The following is a 23,644-nucleotide window of genomic DNA, read 5'->3' on the forward strand; positions in this document are numbered from 1 at the left end:
TTAATTGTTAATACTAATACTGTTTTATTTGTTCCGGCACGGGGTCGGACTTTTAATTTTTGTCACGCAGGGTGAATATTATTTATCTTGAATGCAACGAATGTTATTTGCATCATAATTGTCTTTATTTACAAAAGTGATTCCGTTTGTTGATTCTGCTCCACCGTTTCCTTGCGCATAGAATATTTGATGCGTCTGGTTTGTTTGGAGATATACAGCGTAACCAATATTAGCAATATGACTTACCGACACTGGATAACCAGAAAATCTCATATAAGTCCGATTGCTTGTCCCGTCATATTGGAAAAGAGCTCCTCCTTCTATTTTATAGTTAGATAGGATTGAATTTTGATTTGGCTGATTATAATCAACTAAAATTTGTAACTCATTTTTAGATGGAACCCGCCAGCCGGCAGGACACGGATCATGTATAGTTTTATCAGTGCTCCAGGTTGGTACGGGACTAAAACGTGCCCACTCATGATTCCAGCCACTACCAAGTGATTCAGGATGTTGATATGCATACAGTAAAGAAGTCATATCCAAACTTGACGGCATTATCCAAGTAATACCATCCGGCTCATACCGATTCAGACAATGTCTAGGCGGTTGTTTTCCGTCAATTGTAAAATGATATTGAGTTCCTAAATCTTCTGAAGGGTAGCTTCCGGGAAAAGGATCTTTACGACCTTTCTGATAATGGAATCCATTGGCACGCGACATATTAACAATCTGTTTAGGAACTGAAACATATCCGTCATAAGCACCCAAGCAACGGTCCATTATCGGATTATAACTAACACCATTTCTATCCAACTTAAGGATACGCTTATTCTCCGGTGTAAGAATTGTTTCGTTGGCTGTAGCCGAAGGAGAATAATTCGTTATCCAAACATGCCATGACCAAAGTATATTTCCATCAATATCACAGGCTGCTATTACACCACTACCTCCAGTAGTATTGGGAGCCACGCGACAATAGATTCGTGCATTTCCAAAATCACCACCATTTTTAAGATCAACAATATTTGTATGATCGTCAGAAGATGTTACGACCCCTAATGCCGGGTCACCAACATCACCGTTTTCTTTAGTCTGCCATAATACTTTTACCGATTGAATCTTTTTTGTAGAGCTCCACTCCTGCAGTAATGAATTGTCTACCGAAATACCCTTTACATAATAGGTATAAGGATTAAAACAGAAAGCACCACCGGGAGCTACCATAAAACAGTTTGCGGTCGGAACCAAATTGTTATTATTCTCGGATGCCGCTATCGGATCGATAATTGTTACACGGCGGTCATTGACAGGTAGGTCAATATGACTGATCTTTACCGTATAATTATAGTCCGTATTACCATACAAATTGAAGTCTGTCGATTTTGAACCACCCAGATAGACACGATAACTCAACTTCTTCTTGAGGTCAGAAGTATTGGCAGCAATAAAATCGACATATGAACTGCCTGTCGGGGCATTCGATTTGATACGGTACGTCTGGGAGGTGGCTGATGAATTTGTTCCACGCACATTGGCCGGTATCCAGCAAGAATACTTCCCGGTACCTATTTCGGTACTCGTTAATTGTACGGTTATATATTGGTCCAGTAAAGAAGGATATGTTTTATCATCTTTATCAGGGGCGGCCACCACTTTATAATTAAGAGGGATACTTTGCAAAAGGATTTGTTTTAACTGATAACCACTGTATGAATAAGACCAGTTCAGTATCAAACGGGTTGCCAAACGACGAAGTAACAAACGGACATCCTTACCTTCAATACTTTTAATCGTATTGTTTTCTACGCATACATGTTCCAAATGCAGAACATAAGGCATCTGGTTCATATGATCCTGATTGAACGGATTTAACTCGGATATAACGGAGGCGTCAATACTTTTAGTTTGGGCAGATGTAAGATTGCCAGTATCCAATGTGGTACTTGTATTACTTTTACCCCATGCTACGACCACCAGTTGGCAGTCGATATTTGCTGTCAGAGTCAATTTAAGGGCAGAACCGATCTCTTGTTCCGCAATTACATTCGACATACCTCCTATGCGATTGCCGGAACGATCGTATTGTTGTATTTCCAAATTATAGAGTTTGTCCGGTTTCAGAGAACTCTCCGCTCCTTTCGTTGCCATTGCAGGTTGGAGAGCATAATTGAAAGCGGTAACACTTGATTTAGTTTCCGATGGCGCGGACAGGGTATATCCGTCTGTTTCATCTGCCAAGCCAATATTAAGCGTTACTTCCACCGTCTTTCCTTCCGACGGATTCACCGCCGGACTGTCGATTCGTTCCTCGCAACCAGTGCTTATTAATACCAGTGATAAGAGTGTCATTATTACTCCTTTCGTTTCTAATTTTTGTCCTATACTTGCCATCCTTTTATCATTAATTTACTACATCAAAAGCGCCGTTTTAACAGTTTGTCAGAATCTCTTTCTTTTATAAGAAAGAGAGTTGGGACTGACGCTCTCCGTATAACCGCTGTTTTTCAACACATTACACTCTGCAGTAAATCAAAAAACTTCTACGCCCAAAAGGATGGCGTTATTTCAATATTATCAAATTGTAGTAAAATACTACTTGAAAACCTTGCTCCGGTCGTTAAAAGTTGCTACTTTAGCCGCCGATAACGCTAGATTATCAATCATTTTGATACAGACTCTCTTTCTTATAAAAGAAAGGTATTTTCGCTTTTTTCTCTTCCCGTTGAGATTCAAACTGTCGTTCAAACTCTACGTTTTTTATTTTTACTGTATTTTTCATATACTCTCTTTCCTTTTTTTACGCACATTAACAATTACATTCAGACACACGAAAAAGCAGCGCAACACCCGACAGGGTGCTGCGTAACTATTGGGTGCATCTGTTATTTTTTACAGATGCGATTGATAAGATTCAGGGGGAATGTTAGAGTTGCTCGATCTCTTCGGAAGTAAGACCGGTTGCCTTTGAAATATCTTCTAAAGACAGACCTAAGGATTTTAAGTTTTGAGCTATTTCTCGGCGTTCTTCTTCACGACCTTGCTTTATACCTTTTTTTATACCTTTCTCTTCGCCTTTGATTTCGCCATCTTCAAAACTGGCATCAATGGCAGAAAGCAAATCGCGTTCGACAGCCAGACTCAGTTCGTACTCCAAACGTTCGTTGGCAGACATACGTTCTATTTCCACGATGCTTTTGAGCTTCTGGAATAGTTGGTTGTTGAGTTCATCCGGTAAACGTTCCATTATTTCGATATTATTTAAGACATACAACCATTTTAAGTAAATGGTCTTGCATTCCGACAAAGGTAATACAAATTTCGGCATTTCTAAATACACTTCGTTCAGCGTTTCGCTGAAAGGTATTTTCAGTTCACGGTCCATCCGTACCACATCCCAGCGGTATTTATCCGGATACCCGGGAGACATCACATAATTAAGGATACAGACAATATATACCTTATTTATATTGTAATCCCAATGTTTCTTACGCTCTTCTTCCGTCAAATGTGACAGTTTTTCACGGCCTACAATAGACTGTTGCTGGATAGCAAACGAAGCATAATACAGGATACGGTCGGAAAAGTATTTCTGACGGGTCTTCTGCATCTCCACAATAAAGAACTCCCCCTTCTCATTCTCACAAAAAATATCAAATACTGCACGACGCTGATCCTGCTTCAGGCCCAGCATTTCGACATTGCGAAAAGTGATGTTGATGATTACTTCGTCATGGAGAACTCCATTTAGAAAACTGATGATTAAGTCTTTACTGACTTCACTCCCGAAAATGAGTTTAAACCCGTAATCCGAGAAAGGATTAATAAATTTGCTCATAGTTATATGTTTTTAGTTGCGCCCATAGTGAGCGTGCGACAAATATATGCATTTATTTTCATAAGATGCAAGATATATGCTCTAAAAACATACGAACTGCTATACATTATATATATATGATCCTTTTTCAGTCTACGAAAGGGCCTCACTCCCCTTTTTTATCTTATCAATCTCATCATGTCAAAGAACTCGTTTTTCCCCGGTTGCTGGCAGGTCCGGGGAAGTACCTCACACACTCTTTTCTAGCTATCAGTGAAAAAAGGCTTATTCCTGAACGCAACGGAACGGATTACTTTCTCCGGTACGACCTCCTTCCTGTAAATTGTTCGTCCATTCGTTATTTGAATATCTGGAGTAAAAAAAACGATAATATCCAGAGTATAAAGTCATATTACGAAACCCGAGATAACCTTGGTCTGGTTGTGTCAATACTCCATTACCTCTCCATGCTGTTACTGGAAACCAAACTGTATTATGTATCGTTTGAGGAGTAGGAATTCCGGGTGTACCAGATATATTATACAAACGCCCTCCTTTCGTATGACTACTACCATTTTGTACAAAATTTCCATTTGCATTAAACCAATATGCATTAGCCGTATTAATATCATTTACAACAGACTTGTCAGGTATCATCCAACCATCGGGACAAGGGTCATACAGCGTTTTTTTTCCTTGATTATCCCATAGAAAAACAGAAGCATCTGTTGTTTCAGAGTCATTATACCACGATAGAGTACCTATTATAATGTCTTTAGGATGCTCTATGACCCATGCTAGCGTATTCCCATCTGTTTTGGGTATTTCTGAATAGTTAACACATTCCAGACTAATAGCCTCTCCATCAGCATTATAAATAACATCTTTTTCATTTGCAGTACCATCTATTGATCCGAAAAACGGATCTTTTCTACCCCAATAATATATATAGCCGATTCGATTACCAAATTCCAAATTTGAAGCATTTTTGCCGGGAAAACCTCCTCCCAGAGCACAGAGGTTTCGGTCCATCATCACTTTATTGGCATACATACCTCCTGTTTTAAAGGCACTTCCCGCATACTGATGGACACTGCCGTTTCGTGTACGTTTTTGAGCTTCCACATAATTTATTGAAGAAGTTATACCTCGAGGTACATAGTCGGTTATCCAAAGATGCCAACTCCATACAATCGTTCCATTACTATTGTAAGCCGCTACCAAGGCATTTCCTCCTCGTGTCACAGGTGCTTTAACGGATATTCGGGCATCATTAAGTGAATTTCCACTTTCTATATTTGCCAAGTTCTTATGATTGGTAGTTTGGTCAATTGCATATCCTAAAACCAATTCACCTACAGTTCCGGCATCTTTTGTTTGCCAAATGACTTTTACGTCAGTAATTGTTTTATCGACATTCAATGTATTGCCATCCGTCAATTGGTAATTCCATTCATTAGTACCGGATGTGTGTTTATAAGGATTAAAACAAATGTTCGTACCCGGAACCATCATAAAACAATTAGCAGCCGGAACAATGTTCGTACTTTTAACAGGTGTCTGATCAAGTAAACGGATACGAGGATCATGTATAAAATCCGCTGTATTGATCTTTACTATCCAATGGTAATTCGTGTTTTCTACCAGATTCAAATCGGTTGTCGTATTTCCTCCCAGATAAGTTCGGTAATAAAGCCGCTGGTCATTTTGTCCGTTGACAGCGGTATGGTCAACCACAAACTCGATGTAGCTAGTAGCCGGATTGACATACTCTTTTGTTCTATAATTAGAAGAGGTAATGATAGAAGCACTCCCTTGTGCGTTGGCCGGAACCCATACTTCATAATGACCATTTGCGCTGGAAAGGCCTGAGCCGGTTAGCCGGAACCCGTCTATAAAATCAGTCAAGCCACCGGGATAAACTATTCCCCATTTTGTTTCTTCCCTTTTAGGGCGTATGGAGTATTGTTTCGGCTTTTGGAAAAGACGTACTTCACGAAGACTGTAATTTTGTTCTACGAGTGTCTTACTAAACTCCCAACTAATTGACAAACGGACTGCCAGTCGTTTCATAAGAATTCGAGCGTCTTTTCCATCTATACTTTGTAGTTTGCCATCCACGATCTTGACCTTTTCCAAATGGAGAAAATAAGGCATTTGATTTATATCTGTTATCTTTTCGATTGTTTCAGATGATGCAATAACATCATTCAAACCGTCAAGACTCTTTCCGTTTATCGACCCTGCCACATTTCCGGAACCTCTTGCTAAAAAGAAAAGTTGACAGTCTTCTAAATTATTTAATTCAAAACTGACGTTAGTTCCGGGATTTACAATTCCAAGATTTTTATACTGCAGTAGCACACCTTCAGTATTATATTGACAAACTTCTAGATTATAGAGTTGATCCGGATGATTGTTTGCTACTGTTTTAGTTTTTGGATAAGGGGCAAATTGTACATCAAATGTATTACTTTCATTTCCAGACTTTGTAGTTGGAAAGAATGATGCAGCATCTATTTCTTCTGCAAAACCAATATTTAATGTTACTTCTATCATTTTCTCCTCCGACGGATTCACCGCCGGAGAGTCGATTTGTTCTTCGCAACCTGTGCTTATTAATACCAGTGATAAGAGTGTCATTATAACTCCTTTCGTTTCTAATTTGTGTCCTATACTTGCCATCCTTTTATCATTAATTTACTACATCAAAAGCGCCGTTTTAACAGTTTGTCAGAATCTCTTTCTTTTATAAGAAAGAGAGTTGGGACTGACGCTCTCTGTATATCCGCTGTTTTTCAGCGTGTTATATGCAAATTAAATCAATGACCTTTTATGCCTTTCAGGATGGTGTTATTTCAATTTTATCAAATTGTAGCAAAATAGTACTCCGAAACCTTGCCCCGGTCGTTAAAAGTTGCTACTTTAGCCGCCAATAATGATTGATAATCTAGCATTTTGACACGGCTCTCTTTCTTATAAAAGAAAGAGATTTTTCTCTCCTCTCTCTTCCCGTTGAGTTTCATATTATCATTCGACTCTCCGATTTCTATTTTTACCACATTTTTCATACTCTCTCTTTCCTTTTTTTACGCACATTAACTATTACTTTCAGACAAACAAAAAACTGCGTTGCTGGAAGGTTCTGGGAAGGGATCTTTTTCAACTGTCGCTTATTCCCGTTCCTGACAGCAACGAAGAAGCAAGGATTCACGCGTATTACCACCAGAAAATCGCCACATTGCTGATGGCGAGGAATAGATGTATTTCCCTCTGTTGTTATTATTACTATCTACCGCATCTCCACCCCAAAAATGCATCCCTGTATTAATGTCTGTCATCCCACCTAACTCCCAATAGCCTGCCAGATAAAAGTAAGCCGTGTTTTTCCCTTCTTTACCGTAATAGACAACATATCCGCCATCTTTAACCCCGGTCCCGTTTTTTAGCCTCGGATAATACAATGCGCCACTGGTCTGACCTGTGAGTAATGGTTTATAATTATCTCCGTTTGCAACGCGCCATCCTGCCGGACAAGGGTCGTGAAAACCTTTAGTAGTTCCAGCTCCCCAGGCATTCTTATATTCCTCTGTTTGACTACTAATCCAGGAATAGTCACTCTCAATACCTGTTTTATACATATTTCCAGGATCTTTATAAGCATCCCGATAAGAAGCTCTGCTTTTTACAAGCCCAGTTGGATGAAACGTGATTCCATCCCCTTCGAACAAGCTCAATAGTCCTTTAGTAGGAGCATCTTTTTTTATACTTGTATAGGAAATTCCCGAGATTTTGGTGTTTGAATAACTACCTATAAAAGGGTCTTTCCTGCTCCATTGATAATAAAAACCATTCGTCTTTGATTTTTCAAGTTCATTGGGTGGAAAGTCTATATAACCTGCTATCGCCCCTAGGTTGCGATCCATCATAGGCAGGTAGGAAGATGAGTTATATTCAAACTTTAGTTTGCGTTTGTTAACTGGAGTCTGTACATCCACATCGCCCCTTGGATCGGGTTTATAATCAGTTACCCAGATGTGCCAGCTCCACAGAATTTGACCACTTGCATTATAAGCGGCAATCGCTCCGCTACCGCCCGTAGTATTCGGAGCTACACGACAGTAGATATATGCCTGATTGACATCGGTTACCGGAGATGCGGAAGACAAATCACCTCCACCTATCATCTTTAGATCGACAATATTCGTATGGTCATCGTTGGAGTTTACAATACCTAATACAGGGTCGCCCAAATCACCGTTTTCTTTGGTTTGCCAGATAACTTTGACAGATGCAATTCCGCCTTCATCGCCAGCCCATCCTTTTAAAGTAGTATTCACGTTATTATCGTTTCCGTTTATCTGATATTTAAACGGATCGAAACAGAACGCACCACCAGGTGCTATCATAAAACAATTAGCGGTAGGCACAAGATTGCTGTTGCTCTGGGATGCCAGTATCGGATCGATAATTGTTACACGACGGTCGTCAACCGGAAGTCCCTGATGTTTGAAAGAAATAGTATATGAATAGTTTGTATTGCCATACAGGTTGAAATCGGTATAGGCCGGTCCACCAAGATAGAGACGGTAGTTGAGTTTCTTTTTGGGATCAGTTTTATGAACTGCAATAAAGCTGGCATAGCTGCTACCCGTCGGGGCATTAGCTTTGATACGGTATAAGGCACTATTGGATTCATTATTTGTTCCACGTACGTTGGCTGGAATCCAACGAGTATATTTTTTAGAAGCAATCTGGTCTGCGGTTAATTGTATGACAGTGTACTGGTCGAGCAAAGAAGGATAAGTGTCGTTCTCCTTCTCGTCGGGTTTTGGGATTACATTATAATTAAGAGGAATGCTTTCCAGTAAGATTTGTTTCAGGCTATAGTCTGTATTATCCGGATATTCCCAATTTAGCGTAAGGCGGGTAGCCAGACGTTTGAGAAGAACACGTACGTCTTCCCCGTTGGCATTGCTGATAATACCGTTTGCTCCACTACCTGTTATGTTTACATGTTTCAGATGGAGAATATAAGGCATGGTGCTCATATCATTATCTTCTATTGATTGGATAACGGAGGCATCAACTGATATTTCCTGCGCTTTGGAAAGAGCTACTGTTCCTAAGGATTTACCGCTATTTTTCCCCCAGGCAACAAAAACAAGTTGGCAATCGGTTGCTGTTTTTAAATTGACTGTTAGCTTTTTGCCTATGGTTTGATCCTGGGGACCATTCCCGTTAAGATAGTTACCCCCCTGATCGTATTGCCTGATCTCCAGTTGATAAAGGGCATCCGGTTTTGAGCTTGTCGTGCTACGGGTTGTTTCCGTTGGAACCAATTCCATATTGAAGGCTCCTTTCTTTTGAGAGAATGCTTTGGTGGATGCAGACAGATTGTAGCCATCTACTTCATCAGCCAGACCGATTGTCATACTGACTTCAACGGTCTCTCCCTCCGACGGATTCACCGCCGGACTGTCGATCCGTTCCTCGCAACCAGTGCTTATTAATACCAGTGATAAGAGTGTCATAATTACTCCTTTCGTTTCTAATTTTTGTCCTATACTTGCCATCCTTTTATCATTAATTTACTACATCAAAAGCGCCGTTTTAACATTTTGTCAGAATCTCTTTCTTTTATAAGAAAGAGAGTTGGGACTGACGTTTTCTGTATAACCACTGTTTTTCAACGTGTTATATGTAAATTAAATCAATGACCTTTTACATCTTTCAGGATGACGTTATTTCAATTTTATCAAATTGTAGCAAAATAGTACTCCGAAACCTTGCCCCGGTCGTTAAAAGTTGCTACTTTAGCCGCCAATAATGATTGATAATCTAACATTTTGACACGGCTCTCTTTCTTATAAAAGAAAGAGATTTTTACTTTTTTCTCTTCACGTTGAGATTCAAACTGTCGTTCAAACTCTCCGCTTTCTTTTTTTACCATATTTTTCATACACTCTCTTTCCTTTTTTTACGCACATTAACAATTTCGTTCTGACACACAAAAAGTTGCGCAACACCCGGCAGGATGCTGCGTAACTATTAAGTGCATCTGTTATTTTTTACAGATGCGATTGATAAAATTCAGGGGAATGTTAGAGTCGCCCGATCTCTTCGGAAGTAAGACCGGTTGCCTTAGAAATATCTTCTAAAGACAGACCTAAGGATTTTAAATTTTGAGCTATTTCTCGGCTCTTTTCTTCACGACCTTCTTCACGACCTTTTTTTATACCTTTCATTTCGCCATCTTCAAAACTGGCATCAATGGCAGAAAGCAAATCACGTTCGACAGCCAGACTCAGTTCGTACTCCAAACGTTCATTGGCAGACATACGTTCTATTTCCACTATGCTTTTTAGCTTCTGAAATAGTTGGTTATTGAGTTCATCCGGTAAACGTTCCATTATTTCGATATTATTTAAAACATACAACCATTTTAAGTAAATGGTCTTGCACTCCGACAAAGGTAATACAAATTTCGGCATTTCTAAATACACTTCGTTCAGCGTTTCGCTAAAAGGTATCTTCAGTTCACGATCCATCCTCACTACATCCCAGCGGTATTTGTCCGGATACCCGGGAGCCATCACATAATTAAGGATACAAACAATGTATACCTTATTTATATTATAATCCCAATGCTGTTTACGCTCTTCTTCCGACAAATGTGCTAATTTCTCACGGGTTACAACAGACTGTTGCTGGATAGCAAACGAGGCATAATACAGGATACGGTCGGAAAAGTATTTCTGACGGGTTTTCTGCATCTCCACTATAAAGAATTCACCTTTCTCATTCTCACAAAAAATATCAAATACTGCACGACGCTGATCCTGTTTCATGCCCAGCATTTCGACATTGCGAAAAGTGATGTTGATGATTACTTCGTCATGGAGGACTCCATTTAGAAAACTGATGATTAAATCTTTACTGACTTCACTCCCGAAAATGAGTTTAAACCCGTAATCCGAGAAAGGATTAATAAATTTGCTCATAGCTATATGTTTTAGTTGCGCCCATAGTGAGCGTGCGACAAATATATGCATTTATTTTCATAAGATGCAAAATATCTGCACTAAAAACATACGAACTGCTATACATTATATATAATCCTTTTTCAGTCTATAAAAGAGCCTCACTCCCCTTTCTATCTTACCAATCTCATCATGTCAAAGAACTCGTTTTTCCCCGGTTACTGGCAGGTCCGGAGAAAGGACCTTTTTATAGGTTATTACCGTTCCTGAATGCAGCGGAGTGTATGTGCATCAGAAGTGTACCAATCAGATGATACAGAAAAGCACTTATAACCTTGTCCGTTTACATTCCATCCATAATTAAAACTGTAACGATAATCTGCTGTCCAGATATTAGCTTGCTGCCCCACAAACGAGAAGTTTTCAGCCGTTCGCAAATAACCGGCAAGCCTCAAATATGTAGTATGTCCTTTATCATCATAAGTAACTTGATACCCACCGTCACTTTGCCCTTTCAGTAGGTCTGCCTCACTCAATGTTGAACGATGGAAAGAACCACCACTACTATAAAGATAATCCCCCTTAAACAAGGCTCGGAAGTTTTCTTTCTTCGGAAGTCTCCAACCAGCCGGACAAGGATCATTTACCGTTTTGAGGTCGGGTTTCCAAAAGGAACTAAAATCACTGTCAGAACACCATGCGATCCCTTTATAATAATAGATAGTCGGATTTTGATAAGCCTTCCTTAATGTTGCAGATTCAGTTCTTGTATCACACGGAATATATTTCAATCCATCCGGTCCGTAACGATTCAGCATATTTTTCACCGGATCAGTAGAATTCACACCTAAAATCGTATTTAGGTCCAATGAACTGTAACTACTTGGAAACAAATCTTTTCTTCCCCATTGATAGTGGAAACCATTTGTCTTTGATTTTTCCAGAGGAGTTGGTGGAATTGTATCATACCCGGTAATAGCTCCCAGGTTTCTGTCCATCATCGGTAGCTGATCCGGTGCACTATTTCCTATATATTTTTGTTTTCGCTTGTTGGCAGGTTCCAATACATTGAAATTACCAGTCCGGTCAGGGTTATAGTCTGTTATCCAAATATGCCAACTCCAGAGGATATTATCTTTGGCATCACAAGCTGATATGACTCCGCTTCCTCCCGTTGTATTCGGAGCTACACGGCAAAAAATACGACCTTGATCTTTTCCAGTCAAAGGACTGGTCATTAAGTCCAGATTATCATTTCTTTTGATATCTACAATATTGGTATGATCATTTTCTGCATTGACAATTCCCATTACAGGATCGCCAACATCTCCATTTTCCTTTGTTTGCCACAATATTTTAACGGATACGATACCACCATCAGATTCATTAGCCCAGTTTTTCAATTTGGAATTTTCTTCATTATCATTACTGTTTACAGAAAAACTAAATGGATCAAAACAGAAAGCTCCACCAAGAACCACCATGAAACAGTTGGCGGTCGGAACCAAATTGTTATTATTCTTAGATGCCGCTATCGGATCAATAATCGTTACACGGCGGTCATTGACAGGTAGGTCAGTATGACTGATTTTTACCGTATAATTATAGTCCGTACTACCATACAAATTGAAGTCTGTCGATTCTGAACCACCCAGATAGACACGGTAACTCAACTTCTTCTTGGGGTCGATAGTATTGACTGCAATAAAATCGACATATGAACTGCCTGTCGGGGCATTCGATTTGATACGGTACGTCTGGGAGGTGGCTGATGAATTTGTTCCACGCACATTGGCCGGTATCCAGCAAGAATACTTCCCGGTACCTATTTCGGTACTCGTTAATTGTATGGTTGTGTATTGGTCCAGTAAAGAAGGGTATGTCTTATCATTTTTATCGGGCGTAGCCACTACTTTATAATCAAGAGGGATACTTTGCAAAAGGATTTGTTTTAATGCATAATCTGTATACGAATAAGTCCAGTCGAATGTCAGCCGAGTTGCAAGGCGACGCAGCAACAGGCGGACATCTTCACCTCTAATACTTTTAATCGTATTGCTCTCCACACAGACACGTTCCAGATGCAAAACATAAGGCATCTGATTCATATGATCCTGATTGGACGGATTAAATTTAGATATAACAGAAGCTTTAATACTTTTAGTTTGGGAGGATGCCAGACTACCAGTACCCAATGTTGTGCTGGTGTTACCTTTTCCCCATGCAACAATCACCAGTTGGCAGTCGGAGTTTGCTGCCAAAGTTTGACTAAAAGCGGAACCGATTTCGTGATCAGTAACATCACTTGCATTCATTCCTCCTATGTGATTGCCATTCTGATCGTACTGTTGTATTTCCAGGTTATAGAGCTTGTCGGGTTTCAGGGAACTCTCCGCTCCTTTCATGGTTACTGCCGGTTGAAGTGCGTAATTGAAAGCGGCTGCATTCGATTTTGTTGTTGATGGTGCCGGCAAAGTATATCCGTCTGCTTCGTCAGCAAAGCCGAGATCGAGCATTACTTCCGACGGATTTACCGCCGGAGGGTCGATCCGTTCCTCGCAACCAGTGCCTATTAATACCAGTGATAAGAGTGTCATAATTACCCCTTTCGTTTCTAATTTTTGTCCTATATTTGCCATCCTTTTATCATTAATTTACTACATCAAAAGCGCCGTTTTAACAGTTTGTCAGAATCTCTTTCTTTTATAAGAAAGAGAGTTGGGACTGACGCTCTCTGTATATCCGCTGTTTTTCAGCGTGTTATATGCAAATTAAATCAATGACCTTTTATGCCTTTCAGGATGGTGTTATTTCAATTTTATCAAATTGTAGTAAAATACTACTTGAAAACCTTGCTCCGGTCGTTAAAAGTTGCTACTTTAGCCGCCGATAACGCTAGATTATCAATCATTTTGATACAGACTCTCTTTCTTATAAAAGAAAGGTATTTTCGCTTTTTTCTCCTCCCGTTGAGATTCAAACTGTCGTTCAAACTCTTCGTTTTTTATTTTTACCGTATTTTTCATATACTCTCTTTCCTTTTTTTACGCACATTAACAATGAATTTATTTCTTTAGATCAGCCTGATAATCGGCTGGCTCCCGGTCAAAAATATTATCTTGAATACAGCGGACAGAAAAGCCGTATATACGATGATCATTCAATTGAAAGCAAAGATTTACTTTTCCTGCTACTGTGTTATCGGCTGATATTTGATTAAATTCCAAAAAAGGCATGTTACCAGGCTTATTATTTTGAGTGGATGACCATAAGTAAAGCGCATTATTACTATTGTTAGCTCTGTAGTTAGCACTTGCCTGTTCCCGGAGAGATACCCCTGGAAAGAATGCCGATTTCTTGGAATTATTCTCTTTGCTTTCTCCGCTTCCTCCAATATAGAGATAGCCCGAACCCGGGAAAGAGGACTTATTCTTTCCTTCTGACATTTCATGCAATGCTGTACCATCATAATATAAAATATTGCCAGGGGTTAAGAGATCATCACTATTAGTCTTTGCTGTGACATAAGAGCTATTTGAAAAGCCAAAACCAGCAAACAGCGCACTTTTTGCATCACCATCACGTTGATCATAACCACCTGCGGTCTGATTGGCATTATTCAGATATTCACTGGACGGTACTCGCCAACCTTGCGGACAAGGATCGTAGATTGTTTTTGCCTTATCTCCATTCCAGGCATTCGGTTTGTTCGCCATTGCATCATCATTTCTACAAAAGGCCAAGGGGTGTTCAATTGTTTGCTGATAGGTAGTGAATGAAAAGCTTCTGTCTATACTCACTTCTACACCATTCCCGTTATAAATAGTTTTTGCTTCGTTTGTTGTTCCATCGGCAGAACTAAAGAACGGATCTTTCCGGCCACCCTGATAGAGCAACCCAAAAGTTCTTACGCCATCCAATTGATTTGTCTGCATGCCGGCCCGGATAGCTCCCAAATGACGATCCATGATGACGCATCTGTAAAAAGCACCGTTCGGATCAGTCCATGAGATACCTCCATAAACTTGTACCATTCCTTCCTGAGTTGCATTTTGTGCGGCCTCAATAGCTTTATTGCGATTTATTGTTGTGATATCGCCAGACAGTCCAACCGGCACATAATCGGAAATCCAGATGTGCCAACTCCAAACGATTGTACCACTACTGTTTTTGGCTGCAATCACCGCGTTTCCTCCGTTGGTAACAGGTACTTTTACATGGATACGGGCGCTGTTTATATCATTGCCGTTAGTCAGGTTGACCAGATTCTCATGGTTATTGTCGTCTATGACATATCCCATAACCAGATCGCCACTGGTTCCCGCATCTTTCGTTTGCCAAAGAACTTCCACATGGTCTATTGTTTTTTGAGACTGGATAATAGCACCGGTTGTTAACTCCGTATTCCAGCCGTTTGTGCCGGCTTCATGCTTATAAGGGTTGAAGCAGATGTTCGTACCCGGACGCATCATGAAGCAATTAGAGGTCGGTTGCAGGTTACTACTTTCAACCGGGGTCTGATCAAGCAACTGGATGCGTGGATCGTTAGTATAGTTAGCATTATTGATATTCACCGTCCAATGATAGTTCTTATTTTCCAACAGATTGAAATCATCCGTTTCGTTACCACCCAGATAAACACGGTAGTAGAGACGTTCTTTCTTTTCGCTGTTGTCTACTACAAACTCGGCATAGGTAGCTGCTGGATTGGCATTTGTCTTATTCCGATAATAAGGGGAATTGGAATAGGGAGATATGCCTCGGGCGTTGGCGGGAATCCAGACGGTTTGCGTACCTTTGGCATCTGTCAATTCTGTTCCTGTCAGACGGTAAAGGTCGACAAACTCAGCAACGGAGCTCGGATAGACATCGCCCCATTTATCAGTTTTCTCTGTTTGAGGGACCAGGCGGTAATGCGCCGGTACCTGGCAGAGTTTGACTTCTTTCAGGGTGTAACCTTTATTGGTCATTTCCTGAGCAAAAGTCCAGTCTAACTGAACTTTTACCGCCAGCCGTTTGAGCAGCAGACGAACGTCTTTGCCCGTCGGACTTTCGATTTTACCGTCGGAGGTGATATTGACATTTTCCAGCAAAAGATAATAGGTCATATTGGCCAGACCGTTACCGGTGGCATTGGTAGCAATCTTATTGATATTACTTTTTTTAGCTTCCACTTTCAAATCCTGCACAGCGGATAAAGTTTTACCGGACAACGATTCGAAATCAGTAGAAGCTCCACGGGCGACCAGCAGTAGTTTGCATCCGGTGGCCAGAGTCAGGCTGGCAGTAAAAGTAGAACCGATAGTGACATTCCCTAATGCTTCACCGCCAATCTTGTTTCCACTTTCATTATACTGCCAGATTTCCAGATTGTAGAGTTGATCGGGAATATCCGTACCAGATTTAGTCTGTACATCGGCGACAGATACGACCTCAAAGGCCGAACCGCTGTAGCTGCTACTGCCTGCCTTACTGGTTGGCGAAGCGCTTGCACCTGTCCCATCCTCTTCGTCGGCAATACCGATATTGAGTGTTACCTCCACCGTCTTTCCTTCCGACGGATTCACCACCGAACTGTCGATTTTATCCTCGCAACCAGTGCCTATTAATACCAGTGATAAGAGCGTCATTATAACTCCTTTCGTTTCTAATTTGTGTCCTATACCTGCCATCCTTTTATCATTAATTTACTACATCAAAAGCGCCGTTTTAACATTTTGTCAGAATCTCTTTCTTTTATAAGAAAGAGATTTGGGACTGACGCTTTCTGTATAACCGCTGTTTTTCAGCGTGTTATATGCAAATTAAATCAATGACCTTTTACGTCTTTCAGGATGACGTTATTTCAATTTTATCAAATTGTAGCAAAATAGTACTCCGAAACCTTGCCCCAGTCGTTAAAAGTTACTACTTTAGCCGCCAATAATGCTTGATAATCTAGCATTTTGACACGACTCTCTTTCTTATAAAAGAAAGAGATTTTTCTCTCCTCTCTCTTCCCGTTGAGTTTCATATTATCATTCGACTCTCCGATTTCTATTTTTACCACATTTTTCATACTCTCTCTTTCCTTTTTTTACGCACATTAACTATTACTTTCAGACACACAAAAAGCGGCGCAACACCCGGATGGGGTGCTGCGTAACTATTGGGTGCATCTGATTATATTTTACAGATGCGATTGATAAGATTTTTGGGGAATGTTAGAGTTGCTCGATTTCTTCGGAAGAAAGACCAGTCAATTTGATTATTTCAGATAAAAGAATACCTGATTGTTTCATCGAAAGAGCGACTTTACTAATGCCTTCTTTTAAACCTTCTTCACGACCTTTCTCTTCACCATCTTCAAAACTGGCATCAAGGGCAGAAAGCAAATCACGTTCGACAGCCAGACTCAGTTCGTACTCCAAACGTTCATTGGCCGACATACGTTCTATCTCCACAATGCTTTTCAGCTTCTGGAATAGTTGGTTGTTGAGTTCATCCGGGAGCCATCACATAATTAAGGATACAGACAATATATACCTTATTTATATTGTAATCCCAATGCCGTTTACGCTCTTCTTCCGACAAATGTGCTAATTTCTCACGGGTTACAACAGACTGTTGCTGGATTGCAAACGAGGCATAATACAAAATACGGTCGGAAAAGTATTTCTGACGGGTCTTCTGCATACATTATATATAATCCTTTTTCAGTCTACAAAAGGGCTTCACTCCCCTTTCTATCTTATCAATCCCATCATGTCAAAGAACTCGTTTTTTCCCGGTTGCTGGCAGGTCCGGGGAAGGGACCTTTTTTATACATCAACGGTTACTCCCGTTCCTGGATGCAGCGGACAAGTAAAGATTCCCGTTCATTACCATTATTAAGAAATTTGCCGGTATTATCCCCTCCCATAATTAAATGGGATCCGCCATGGCCACTTGTTCCGCTTAACGCATCTCCACACCACATGTACATATTGCCATTAATACTAGTCAGACCATACTGAGACCAGTAACCTGCCCGATAGAAGTAAGTTGTGTTTACACCATCTCTATCATAATAGATTACGTATCCGCCGGATCCCATCTCTTTAATCCTCAGAGCTCCCATACCACCAGAAGTGAATAATTGTCGATAATTAGCTGTGTTTGCAATGCGCCATCCTACCGGACAAGGATCATGAAGACCTTTGCTGTTACCAGCTCCCCAGGCATTTCTATATTCTTCTGTAGCAGAATCAATCCATTGACTGGCACCTGTAGGTATTTTATACATATTCCCCGGATCTTTATACGCTTCCCGAAAAGAAACCCGCTGTTGTATAACCGACATCGGATAAAAAGTAAGTCCGTCCGCCCCAAATAGGCTCAAAAGTCCTTTTGTAGGAGCATTTGCTTTTATTTCTGTATTTAAAACTTGCGAGATATTAACATTGGAGTAACTCCCTCTGAAAGGATCTTTCCTGCCCCATTGATAATAAAAACCATTCGTCTTCGATTTCTCCAGTTCATCAGGAGGTAGTGTTATATATCCTGCCGCTGCACCCAAATTACGATCCATCATAGGCAAATTGCCGGTATAACTGCCATATTCAAATTTCAGTTTTCGTTTATTTACCGGAGTCTGTACATCTTGATTCCCTGTCGCATCCGGATTATAATCTGTTACCCAAATATGCCAACTCCATAGGATTTCATCACTTTCATTATAAGCTGCTATGGCTCCGCTACCGCCTAGCGTATTCGGTGCAATGCGGCAATAGATACGAGCATTCTCAACACTTTCTCCATTTGTTATATCAACAATATTGGTATGGTCGGTTGATGAGTTGACAACTCCGAGTATCGGATCACCAATATCGCCGTACTCTTTCGTTTGCCACAAGACTTTTACATATTTGATGGGGGTACCGATTGATGAGCCGTTAATATTACACCAATCAGAACCTGCCAATGTCGTATTGTTTTTTGTTGTCCCTCCTACATTATATTTATAAGGGTTGAAGCAAAATGCCCCACCGGGAGCTACCATGAAACAGTTGGCTGTCGGTACAAAGTTGCTGTTATTCTCAGAAGCCGGAATAGGGTCGATAATTGTTACACGACGGTCGTTGACAGGATAGTCGGTATGGTTGATCGTTACCTTATAATTATAATCCGTATTGCCATACAGATTGAAGTCCGAAGATTCAGAGCCACCCAGATAGACACGGTAACTCAGTTTCTTCTTTGGTTCAAATGTATTGGCTGCAATAAAATCGACATATGAACTACCCGTCGGGGCATTCGATTTGATACGGTATCTCTGAGAAGTGGCCGCAGAGTTTGAACCGCGCACGTTAGCCGGAACCCAGCAAGAGTATATCTGGGAATCTATTTCATCTGCTGTCAACTGTATAGTAGTGAACTGGTCCAATAAGGAAGGATAAGTTTTGTCGGTTTTATCGGGGGCTGCCACTATTTTATAATTAGTAGGGATACTTTGCAAAAGAATCTGTTTTAACTGATAACCGCTGTATGAATAAGTCCAATCTAGTGTTAGCCGGGTTGCCAGTCGACGCAGCAGCAAACGGACATCTTTATTCTCGCCCTCGATGCTTTTGATGGTGTTGCTTTCTACACAGACATGTTCCAGATGCAAGATATATGGCATCTTATTCATATCGGATTGAGTGGAAGGATTTAGTTTAGATATAACAGAAGCGTCAATGCTTTTTTCCTGGGCGGAAGCCAGTTTATCGGTTCCCAGCGTAGTTGTATTTCCGCTACCCCATGCCACGATCACCAGTTGGCAGTCGGAGTTTGCTGTCAAAGTTTGACTAAAAGCGGAACCGATTTCGTGATCAGTAACATCACTTGCATTCATTCCTCCTATGCGATTGCCGGAACGATCGTACTGTTGTATTTCTAATTTATAGAGTTTGTCCGGTTTCAGGGAACTCTCCGCTCTTTTCGTTGCCATTGCCGGTTGGAGAGCGTAACTGAAAGCTGCTTCATTCGATTTAGTTGTCAATGGTGCAGACAGGGTAGATCCGTCTGCTTCGTCGGCAAAACCGATATTGAGCGTTACTTCCACCATCTTTCCCTCCGACGGATTCACCGCCGGAGGGTCGATTTGTTCCTCGCAACCAGTGCTTATTAATACCAGTGATAAGAGTGTCATAATTACTCCTTTCGTTTCTAATTTGTGTCCTATATCTGCCATTCTTTTATCATTAATTTACTACATCAAAAGCACTATTTTAACATTTTATCAGAATCTCTTTCTTTTATAAGAAAGAGAGTTGGGACTGACGATTTCCGTACAACGTTGTTTTTCAACGCATTAAATACCGCAATGAATCAATAAACTTTTACACCTTTCAGGATGGCGTTATTTCAATTTTATCAAATTGTAATAAAATAGTCCCTCAAAACCTTGCTCCGGTCGTTAAAAGTTATTACTTTAGCTGCCGATAACGCTAGATTATCAATCATTTTGATACAGAATCTCTTTCTTATAAAAGAAAGGTATTTTCCTCTTTTTTCTCTTCCCTTTGAGATTCAAACTGTCGTTTAAACTCTCCGTTTTCTATTTTTATCGTTTTTTTCTGACTCTCCCTTTCCTTTTTTTACGCACATTAACAATACGGGGGTACTACTAAAAAATGCACACCAAAAGCTGTACAACTCCAGCTAGGAATTGTATAAAAAAAGCCCCGGCAAACAACTACCGGGGCTACGATTCTCTTATATATTTTAAGTATTAAGCATGCATCACCAATAACGGTGTATCGGTGTGAAATAGCATCTTACGTGCAATCGACGGGTTGAACATACGTGCCAGAATATTGCGACGATATGTGCTTAATGCAATCATGTCGATTTGTTCATCGCGGACAAACTTTTCGATAGCCAGCAACAAATCGCCGTCGGCCAGTACCGTATGGGTAATGTTTGCATCCGGATATTGTTTCAGGAAATATTCGCGGACACCAGTCAGACGTATTTCGTTCCATTCGTCTTTACTTGTCGATATATTGAACAGATGAATATGAATATCATATCCCTTCACCAGGTCCATAAATTCATCGAAAGCCACCAGGTCGCGCTGGTTGAAGGAAGTAGCGAATGCAATATTTTTGGCTTCGCCAAAATCATTGAAGCGTATGTTTTCCGGAATTGCCAAAACAGGTACTTTGTTCACTTCTATCACTTCTCCGGTGACACTGCCGATCAGATCCATATCTTTCTGGCTCTTTCCACGCGTACCCATGACAATAAGCGTAGGATGATATTCCTTACAATATGCGAGAATCTCTTCTTCAGGCAGACCTTCCCGTAATACATAATTATATTTTACCTTAGGCAATTCGCCAGCCTGCATCTTACGGTTGATCAATGTGCAAATGTTCTCCATATCAATTTGTACACGTTTCAACACGTTCTGTACAGACTCTTCTTCATTTACCTGGTAAGCCAACGTGTCTCCCATCGGAATTGCCGAAGGAAAATATGGGCTGAAATAAGCATGCATGATCATTACTTCTGCACCTGCATGATAGGCATAATTAATACCCAGTTCACAAGCCTTAATGGAATAATCAGAAAAATCAACCGGGATCAGGATCTTTTTCACCTGCGGGGCTGCAACTTCTTCCTGCGTATCCTCACTGAGCCACTTACTGTCCTCTATTATGCGCAAGGCATGAGGCAGATCACTTTCCTTAATTCTCACACGCACTCCTGCCGAAACGACCGGTTGAATCTGATTTACATTATGTATATAAACTTCAATTCCTTCCGTTTCAAGTATTGTTTTGAGAATCTGAGCTTTCTCGAACGTGTGAATAGCTAATGTTACTAATTTATCTTCCATACTCGTGTGTTTTTATAGATTAAACAATCGGAAAATGCTAATATCACTAATAAAAAAAATCCCACAGCGTTTTTGTTTAGTCAGCTATGGGATTTTTTATGTACTGTAAAATTCTTTACGCCTGCTGTGCTTCAGATACATCCTCTGTTTCCGCCAGTATCTGTAAAGCACGTTCAAATATTGTTGTATCATCCAGAACTACCAAACCACCATCTGGTCCGGGTTCGATATGTATCCCACAGCTTTTACCATCCTTATAATTATATCCACCAAAATAATTACGAACAGTTTCAACTGATAAACCTAACTCATCTGCAATACGATGAGTACTACCGTCAGGCAGACGGTCTTTAATTCTGCGCAATTCATTAAAAGTGATTGTCTTTGTCATGGTTTCCTTATTTTGAAGGTTAATACTTCGTTTATTAATTAATGGCACTAACTTAAGCAATATAAATCAGAGGGACAAATTATTTCGTTAAAATAAACCTTTTAGCAAACATGCTTTACGACATGTGTTATATTTAACTGTAACTGCTTATTTTATCTTAAACAGGCAACTAATTGAACATTAAATACTGCTATTATTAAAACAGCAATGAAAATCGCATATACGATCAGACGCTTCTGCCCGACCGAATATAGCTCACTGGCATTACTGTTTGTACCGGTAACTACCGGACGGACTTTGACATATAGCCAATATACCAACCAGCCAAAGAATACTCCTGCGATCGCTCCGGGAACAATATCCGAAATAAAATGGACCCCCAGATATACACGGGTATAAGCGGTAAGAGCAGCCCAAAGGAAGATCGTCCATGTAAACAGCCGGTAACGGAACAACAATGACATAAAGGTCGCAAAACCGAAAGCATTAGCAGCATGGCTGGAAATAAAACCGTATCGGCCGCCCCGGTAATCAAAGACAGTTTTTACCTGATCCATAAAATCCGGATGATGTGTCGGCCGGAAGCGGGTAAAAATGGGTTTGCACACATGTGAAGCAAACTGGTCACAAAGAGTTATTACCAGCACTATCGCCAGTAATATCAGGATAGATTCCCGCCATTTCTTCTTATACAGCAGTACGACCAATATAAAAAAGGCTAACGGCAGCCAGACTGCCTTACCCGAATACAACCACATAAAGCGGTCAAGGAAAGGAGAATCGCTGCCGTTAAGCATGAAGAACAAATCCCGTTCGTAAACTAATATTTTTTCTACCATCAGATTGTTTCTATATCTTTTGTCGGCATCCAGCCAACATTACCATCTTCCAGTGCTATTTCACTCCAGTCGCCTAATGTACTTCTGACAGACACTTTTGTTCCTTCATGCAGAACGAACAAATCCGTACCACTTGCATCCGGAGAACTTTTCACTGTTACTGTCGGAGCAAAAACAATAGCATGTGTACGGTTTACCAGTTCGCTCTTCTGATTTGCGGCAAAGATATTTGTCATAATCACGCAAAGCAAAAGTAACACACCGATATAGAAACCGACTTTCTTCAGGCGAATCTGCCTTGAAAAGAAAAACAGGATCAGGCATCCGATGAATAAGATGAAACAAACGATTCCCATTTTAGCCCAGGAGTCAGCTGCTCCCATATTCTGAATGGATTCGAACCATCTGCTCAGGAAAAATCCGTCTACCGGTTCAATCTTGTCAACAGTCTTCTGACGTGCCATCTGTAAGTTGAAACGGACATCGGCGTCACCCGGATCAAGAACCAGCGCCCGCTCATAATTCAATATTGCAGAGGCAATCTTTCCTGCTTTGTAATAAGCGTTCCCCAGATTATAATAAATCTCCGGTGAGTCGCCATTACTTTTCAGTATTCCTTCATATAACTCGATTGCTTTTCCATAATCTTCTTTGGTATACGCAGTCTCAGCTTCCTTTATCGCTGCATCCTGCGCATAAGCAGTCCATGCCAGACACTGAATCAATAGAAAAAACAATATATTTTTAATCTTTATATTCGTTTTCATC

General features: G+C 40.5%; 19 protein-coding genes. All 19 read right to left on the bottom strand.

The window, feature by feature from the left end:
- Positions 1 to 78: 78 nt before the first annotated feature.
- Positions 79 to 2,394: a DUF4906 domain-containing protein gene (locus tag C825_RS15820; RefSeq protein ID WP_016212984.1), complete on the bottom strand. Its 2,316-nt coding sequence runs from the start codon at positions 2,392 to 2,394 to the stop codon at positions 79 to 81.
- Positions 2,395 to 2,659: 265 nt separating this feature from the next.
- Entirely contained in the window at positions 2,660 to 2,782 is a 123-nt protein-coding gene (locus C825_RS27645; protein ID WP_016212987.1) for a hypothetical protein, read from the bottom strand.
- Positions 2,783 to 2,926: 144 nt separating this feature from the next.
- The gene (locus tag C825_RS15825; RefSeq protein ID WP_010803178.1) at positions 2,927 to 3,838 is read right to left on the bottom strand and encodes an Rpn family recombination-promoting nuclease/putative transposase; all 912 of its coding nucleotides are present in this window, start codon (positions 3,836 to 3,838) and stop codon (positions 2,927 to 2,929) included.
- A gap of 264 nt (positions 3,839 to 4,102) precedes the next feature.
- Positions 4,103 to 6,502 carry a DUF4906 domain-containing protein gene (locus tag C825_RS15830; protein WP_010803179.1) on the bottom strand — a complete coding sequence of 800 codons (2,400 nt, stop codon included), beginning with the start codon at positions 6,500 to 6,502 and terminating at the stop codon, positions 4,103 to 4,105.
- 182 nt (positions 6,503 to 6,684) lie between these two features.
- Positions 6,685 to 6,888, bottom strand: a complete 204-nt coding sequence (locus C825_RS15835) for a hypothetical protein (protein ID WP_007656570.1) — start codon at positions 6,886 to 6,888, stop codon at positions 6,685 to 6,687.
- Positions 6,889 to 6,990: 102 nt separating this feature from the next.
- Positions 6,991 to 9,351 carry a DUF4906 domain-containing protein gene (locus tag C825_RS15840; protein WP_010803180.1) on the bottom strand — a complete coding sequence of 787 codons (2,361 nt, stop codon included), beginning with the start codon at positions 9,349 to 9,351 and terminating at the stop codon, positions 6,991 to 6,993.
- 224 nt (positions 9,352 to 9,575) lie between these two features.
- Entirely contained in the window at positions 9,576 to 9,779 is a 204-nt protein-coding gene (locus C825_RS15845; RefSeq protein WP_010803181.1) for a hypothetical protein, read from the bottom strand.
- Between the two features lie 142 nt (positions 9,780 to 9,921).
- The gene (locus tag C825_RS15850) at positions 9,922 to 10,821 is read right to left on the bottom strand and encodes an Rpn family recombination-promoting nuclease/putative transposase (RefSeq protein ID WP_010803182.1); all 900 of its coding nucleotides are present in this window, start codon (positions 10,819 to 10,821) and stop codon (positions 9,922 to 9,924) included.
- A gap of 236 nt (positions 10,822 to 11,057) precedes the next feature.
- Positions 11,058 to 13,397 (bottom strand): DUF4906 domain-containing protein, encoded by a 2,340-nt coding sequence (locus tag C825_RS15855; protein WP_052334414.1) that lies wholly within the window; start codon positions 13,395 to 13,397, stop codon positions 11,058 to 11,060.
- Positions 13,398 to 13,703: 306 nt separating this feature from the next.
- Positions 13,704 to 13,826, bottom strand: coding sequence for a hypothetical protein (locus C825_RS27650; protein WP_010803186.1), 123 nt, complete (start codon positions 13,824 to 13,826; stop codon positions 13,704 to 13,706).
- Between the two features lie 39 nt (positions 13,827 to 13,865).
- On the bottom strand, positions 13,866 to 16,472 hold the full coding sequence (locus C825_RS15860) for a DUF4906 domain-containing protein (protein WP_010803187.1): 2,607 nt from the start codon (positions 16,470 to 16,472) through the stop codon (positions 13,866 to 13,868).
- A 182-nt stretch (positions 16,473 to 16,654) separates the two neighbouring features.
- Entirely contained in the window at positions 16,655 to 16,858 is a 204-nt protein-coding gene (locus tag C825_RS15865) for a hypothetical protein (RefSeq protein ID WP_010803188.1), read from the bottom strand.
- A gap of 145 nt (positions 16,859 to 17,003) precedes the next feature.
- Positions 17,004 to 17,243, bottom strand: coding sequence for a hypothetical protein (locus C825_RS15870; RefSeq protein ID WP_232312534.1), 240 nt, complete (start codon positions 17,241 to 17,243; stop codon positions 17,004 to 17,006).
- Between the two features lie 37 nt (positions 17,244 to 17,280).
- Complete coding sequence (locus C825_RS15875) at positions 17,281 to 17,475, bottom strand: hypothetical protein (protein ID WP_010803189.1); 195 nt, start codon at positions 17,473 to 17,475, stop codon at positions 17,281 to 17,283.
- A 139-nt stretch (positions 17,476 to 17,614) separates the two neighbouring features.
- Positions 17,615 to 19,993 carry a DUF4906 domain-containing protein gene (locus C825_RS15880; protein WP_010803190.1) on the bottom strand — a complete coding sequence of 793 codons (2,379 nt, stop codon included), beginning with the start codon at positions 19,991 to 19,993 and terminating at the stop codon, positions 17,615 to 17,617.
- Between the two features lie 540 nt (positions 19,994 to 20,533).
- On the bottom strand, positions 20,534 to 21,646 hold the full coding sequence (locus tag C825_RS15885; RefSeq protein WP_007656559.1) for a universal stress protein: 1,113 nt from the start codon (positions 21,644 to 21,646) through the stop codon (positions 20,534 to 20,536).
- Positions 21,647 to 21,761: 115 nt separating this feature from the next.
- On the bottom strand, positions 21,762 to 22,037 hold the full coding sequence (locus C825_RS15890; RefSeq protein ID WP_007656557.1) for a hypothetical protein: 276 nt from the start codon (positions 22,035 to 22,037) through the stop codon (positions 21,762 to 21,764).
- A 152-nt stretch (positions 22,038 to 22,189) separates the two neighbouring features.
- A complete protein-coding gene (locus tag C825_RS15895) occupies positions 22,190 to 22,876 on the bottom strand; it encodes a phosphatase PAP2 family protein (protein ID WP_010803191.1) in 687 nt (228 codons plus the stop codon).
- Positions 22,876 to 23,643, bottom strand: coding sequence for a tetratricopeptide repeat protein (locus C825_RS15900; RefSeq protein ID WP_010803192.1), 768 nt, complete (start codon positions 23,641 to 23,643; stop codon positions 22,876 to 22,878). Before C825_RS15900 ends, C825_RS15895 begins: the two co-directional genes overlap by 1 nt.
- Position 23,644 lies beyond the last annotated feature (1 nt).

The organism is Parabacteroides sp. ASF519 (genome assembly GCF_000364265.2).
Classification (GTDB): Bacteria; Bacteroidota; Bacteroidia; order Bacteroidales; family Tannerellaceae; genus Parabacteroides; species Parabacteroides goldsteinii.

Bases quoted from the DNA above. Each gene is read 5' to 3' on its own strand.
- C825_RS15830 (WP_010803179.1), bottom strand. From the start codon at position 6,502: ATGGCAAGTATAGGACACAAATTAGAAACGAAAGGAGTTATAATGACA.
- C825_RS15825 (WP_010803178.1), bottom strand. From the start codon at position 3,838: ATGAGCAAATTTATTAATCCTTTCTCGGATTACGGGTTTAAACTCATT.
- C825_RS15895 (WP_010803191.1), bottom strand. From the start codon at position 22,876: ATGGTAGAAAAAATATTAGTTTACGAACGGGATTTGTTCTTCATGCTT.
- C825_RS15835 (WP_007656570.1), bottom strand. From the start codon at position 6,888: ATGAAAAATGTGGTAAAAATAGAAATCGGAGAGTCGAATGATAATATG.
- C825_RS15890 (WP_007656557.1), bottom strand. From the start codon at position 22,037: ATGACAAAGACAATCACTTTTAATGAATTGCGCAGAATTAAAGACCGT.
- C825_RS15880 (WP_010803190.1), bottom strand. From the start codon at position 19,993: ATGGCAGATATAGGACACAAATTAGAAACGAAAGGAGTAATTATGACA.
- C825_RS15860 (WP_010803187.1), bottom strand. From the start codon at position 16,472: ATGGCAGGTATAGGACACAAATTAGAAACGAAAGGAGTTATAATGACG.
- C825_RS15900 (WP_010803192.1), bottom strand. From the start codon at position 23,643: ATGAAAACGAATATAAAGATTAAAAATATATTGTTTTTTCTATTGATT.
- C825_RS15855 (WP_052334414.1), bottom strand. From the start codon at position 13,397: ATGACACTCTTATCACTGGTATTAATAGGCACTGGTTGCGAGGAACGG.
- C825_RS15820 (WP_016212984.1), bottom strand. From the start codon at position 2,394: ATGGCAAGTATAGGACAAAAATTAGAAACGAAAGGAGTAATAATGACA.
- C825_RS15840 (WP_010803180.1), bottom strand. From the start codon at position 9,351: ATGACACTCTTATCACTGGTATTAATAAGCACTGGTTGCGAGGAACGG.
- C825_RS27650 (WP_010803186.1), bottom strand. From the start codon at position 13,826: ATGAAAAATACGGTAAAAATAAAAAACGAAGAGTTTGAACGACAGTTT.
- C825_RS15875 (WP_010803189.1), bottom strand. From the start codon at position 17,475: ATGCAGAAGACCCGTCAGAAATACTTTTCCGACCGTATTTTGTATTAT.
- C825_RS15865 (WP_010803188.1), bottom strand. From the start codon at position 16,858: ATGAAAAATGTGGTAAAAATAGAAATCGGAGAGTCGAATGATAATATG.
- C825_RS15850 (WP_010803182.1), bottom strand. From the start codon at position 10,821: ATGAGCAAATTTATTAATCCTTTCTCGGATTACGGGTTTAAACTCATT.
- C825_RS15885 (WP_007656559.1), bottom strand. From the start codon at position 21,646: ATGGAAGATAAATTAGTAACATTAGCTATTCACACGTTCGAGAAAGCT.
- C825_RS15845 (WP_010803181.1), bottom strand. From the start codon at position 9,779: ATGAAAAATATGGTAAAAAAAGAAAGCGGAGAGTTTGAACGACAGTTT.
- C825_RS27645 (WP_016212987.1), bottom strand. From the start codon at position 2,782: ATGAAAAATACAGTAAAAATAAAAAACGTAGAGTTTGAACGACAGTTT.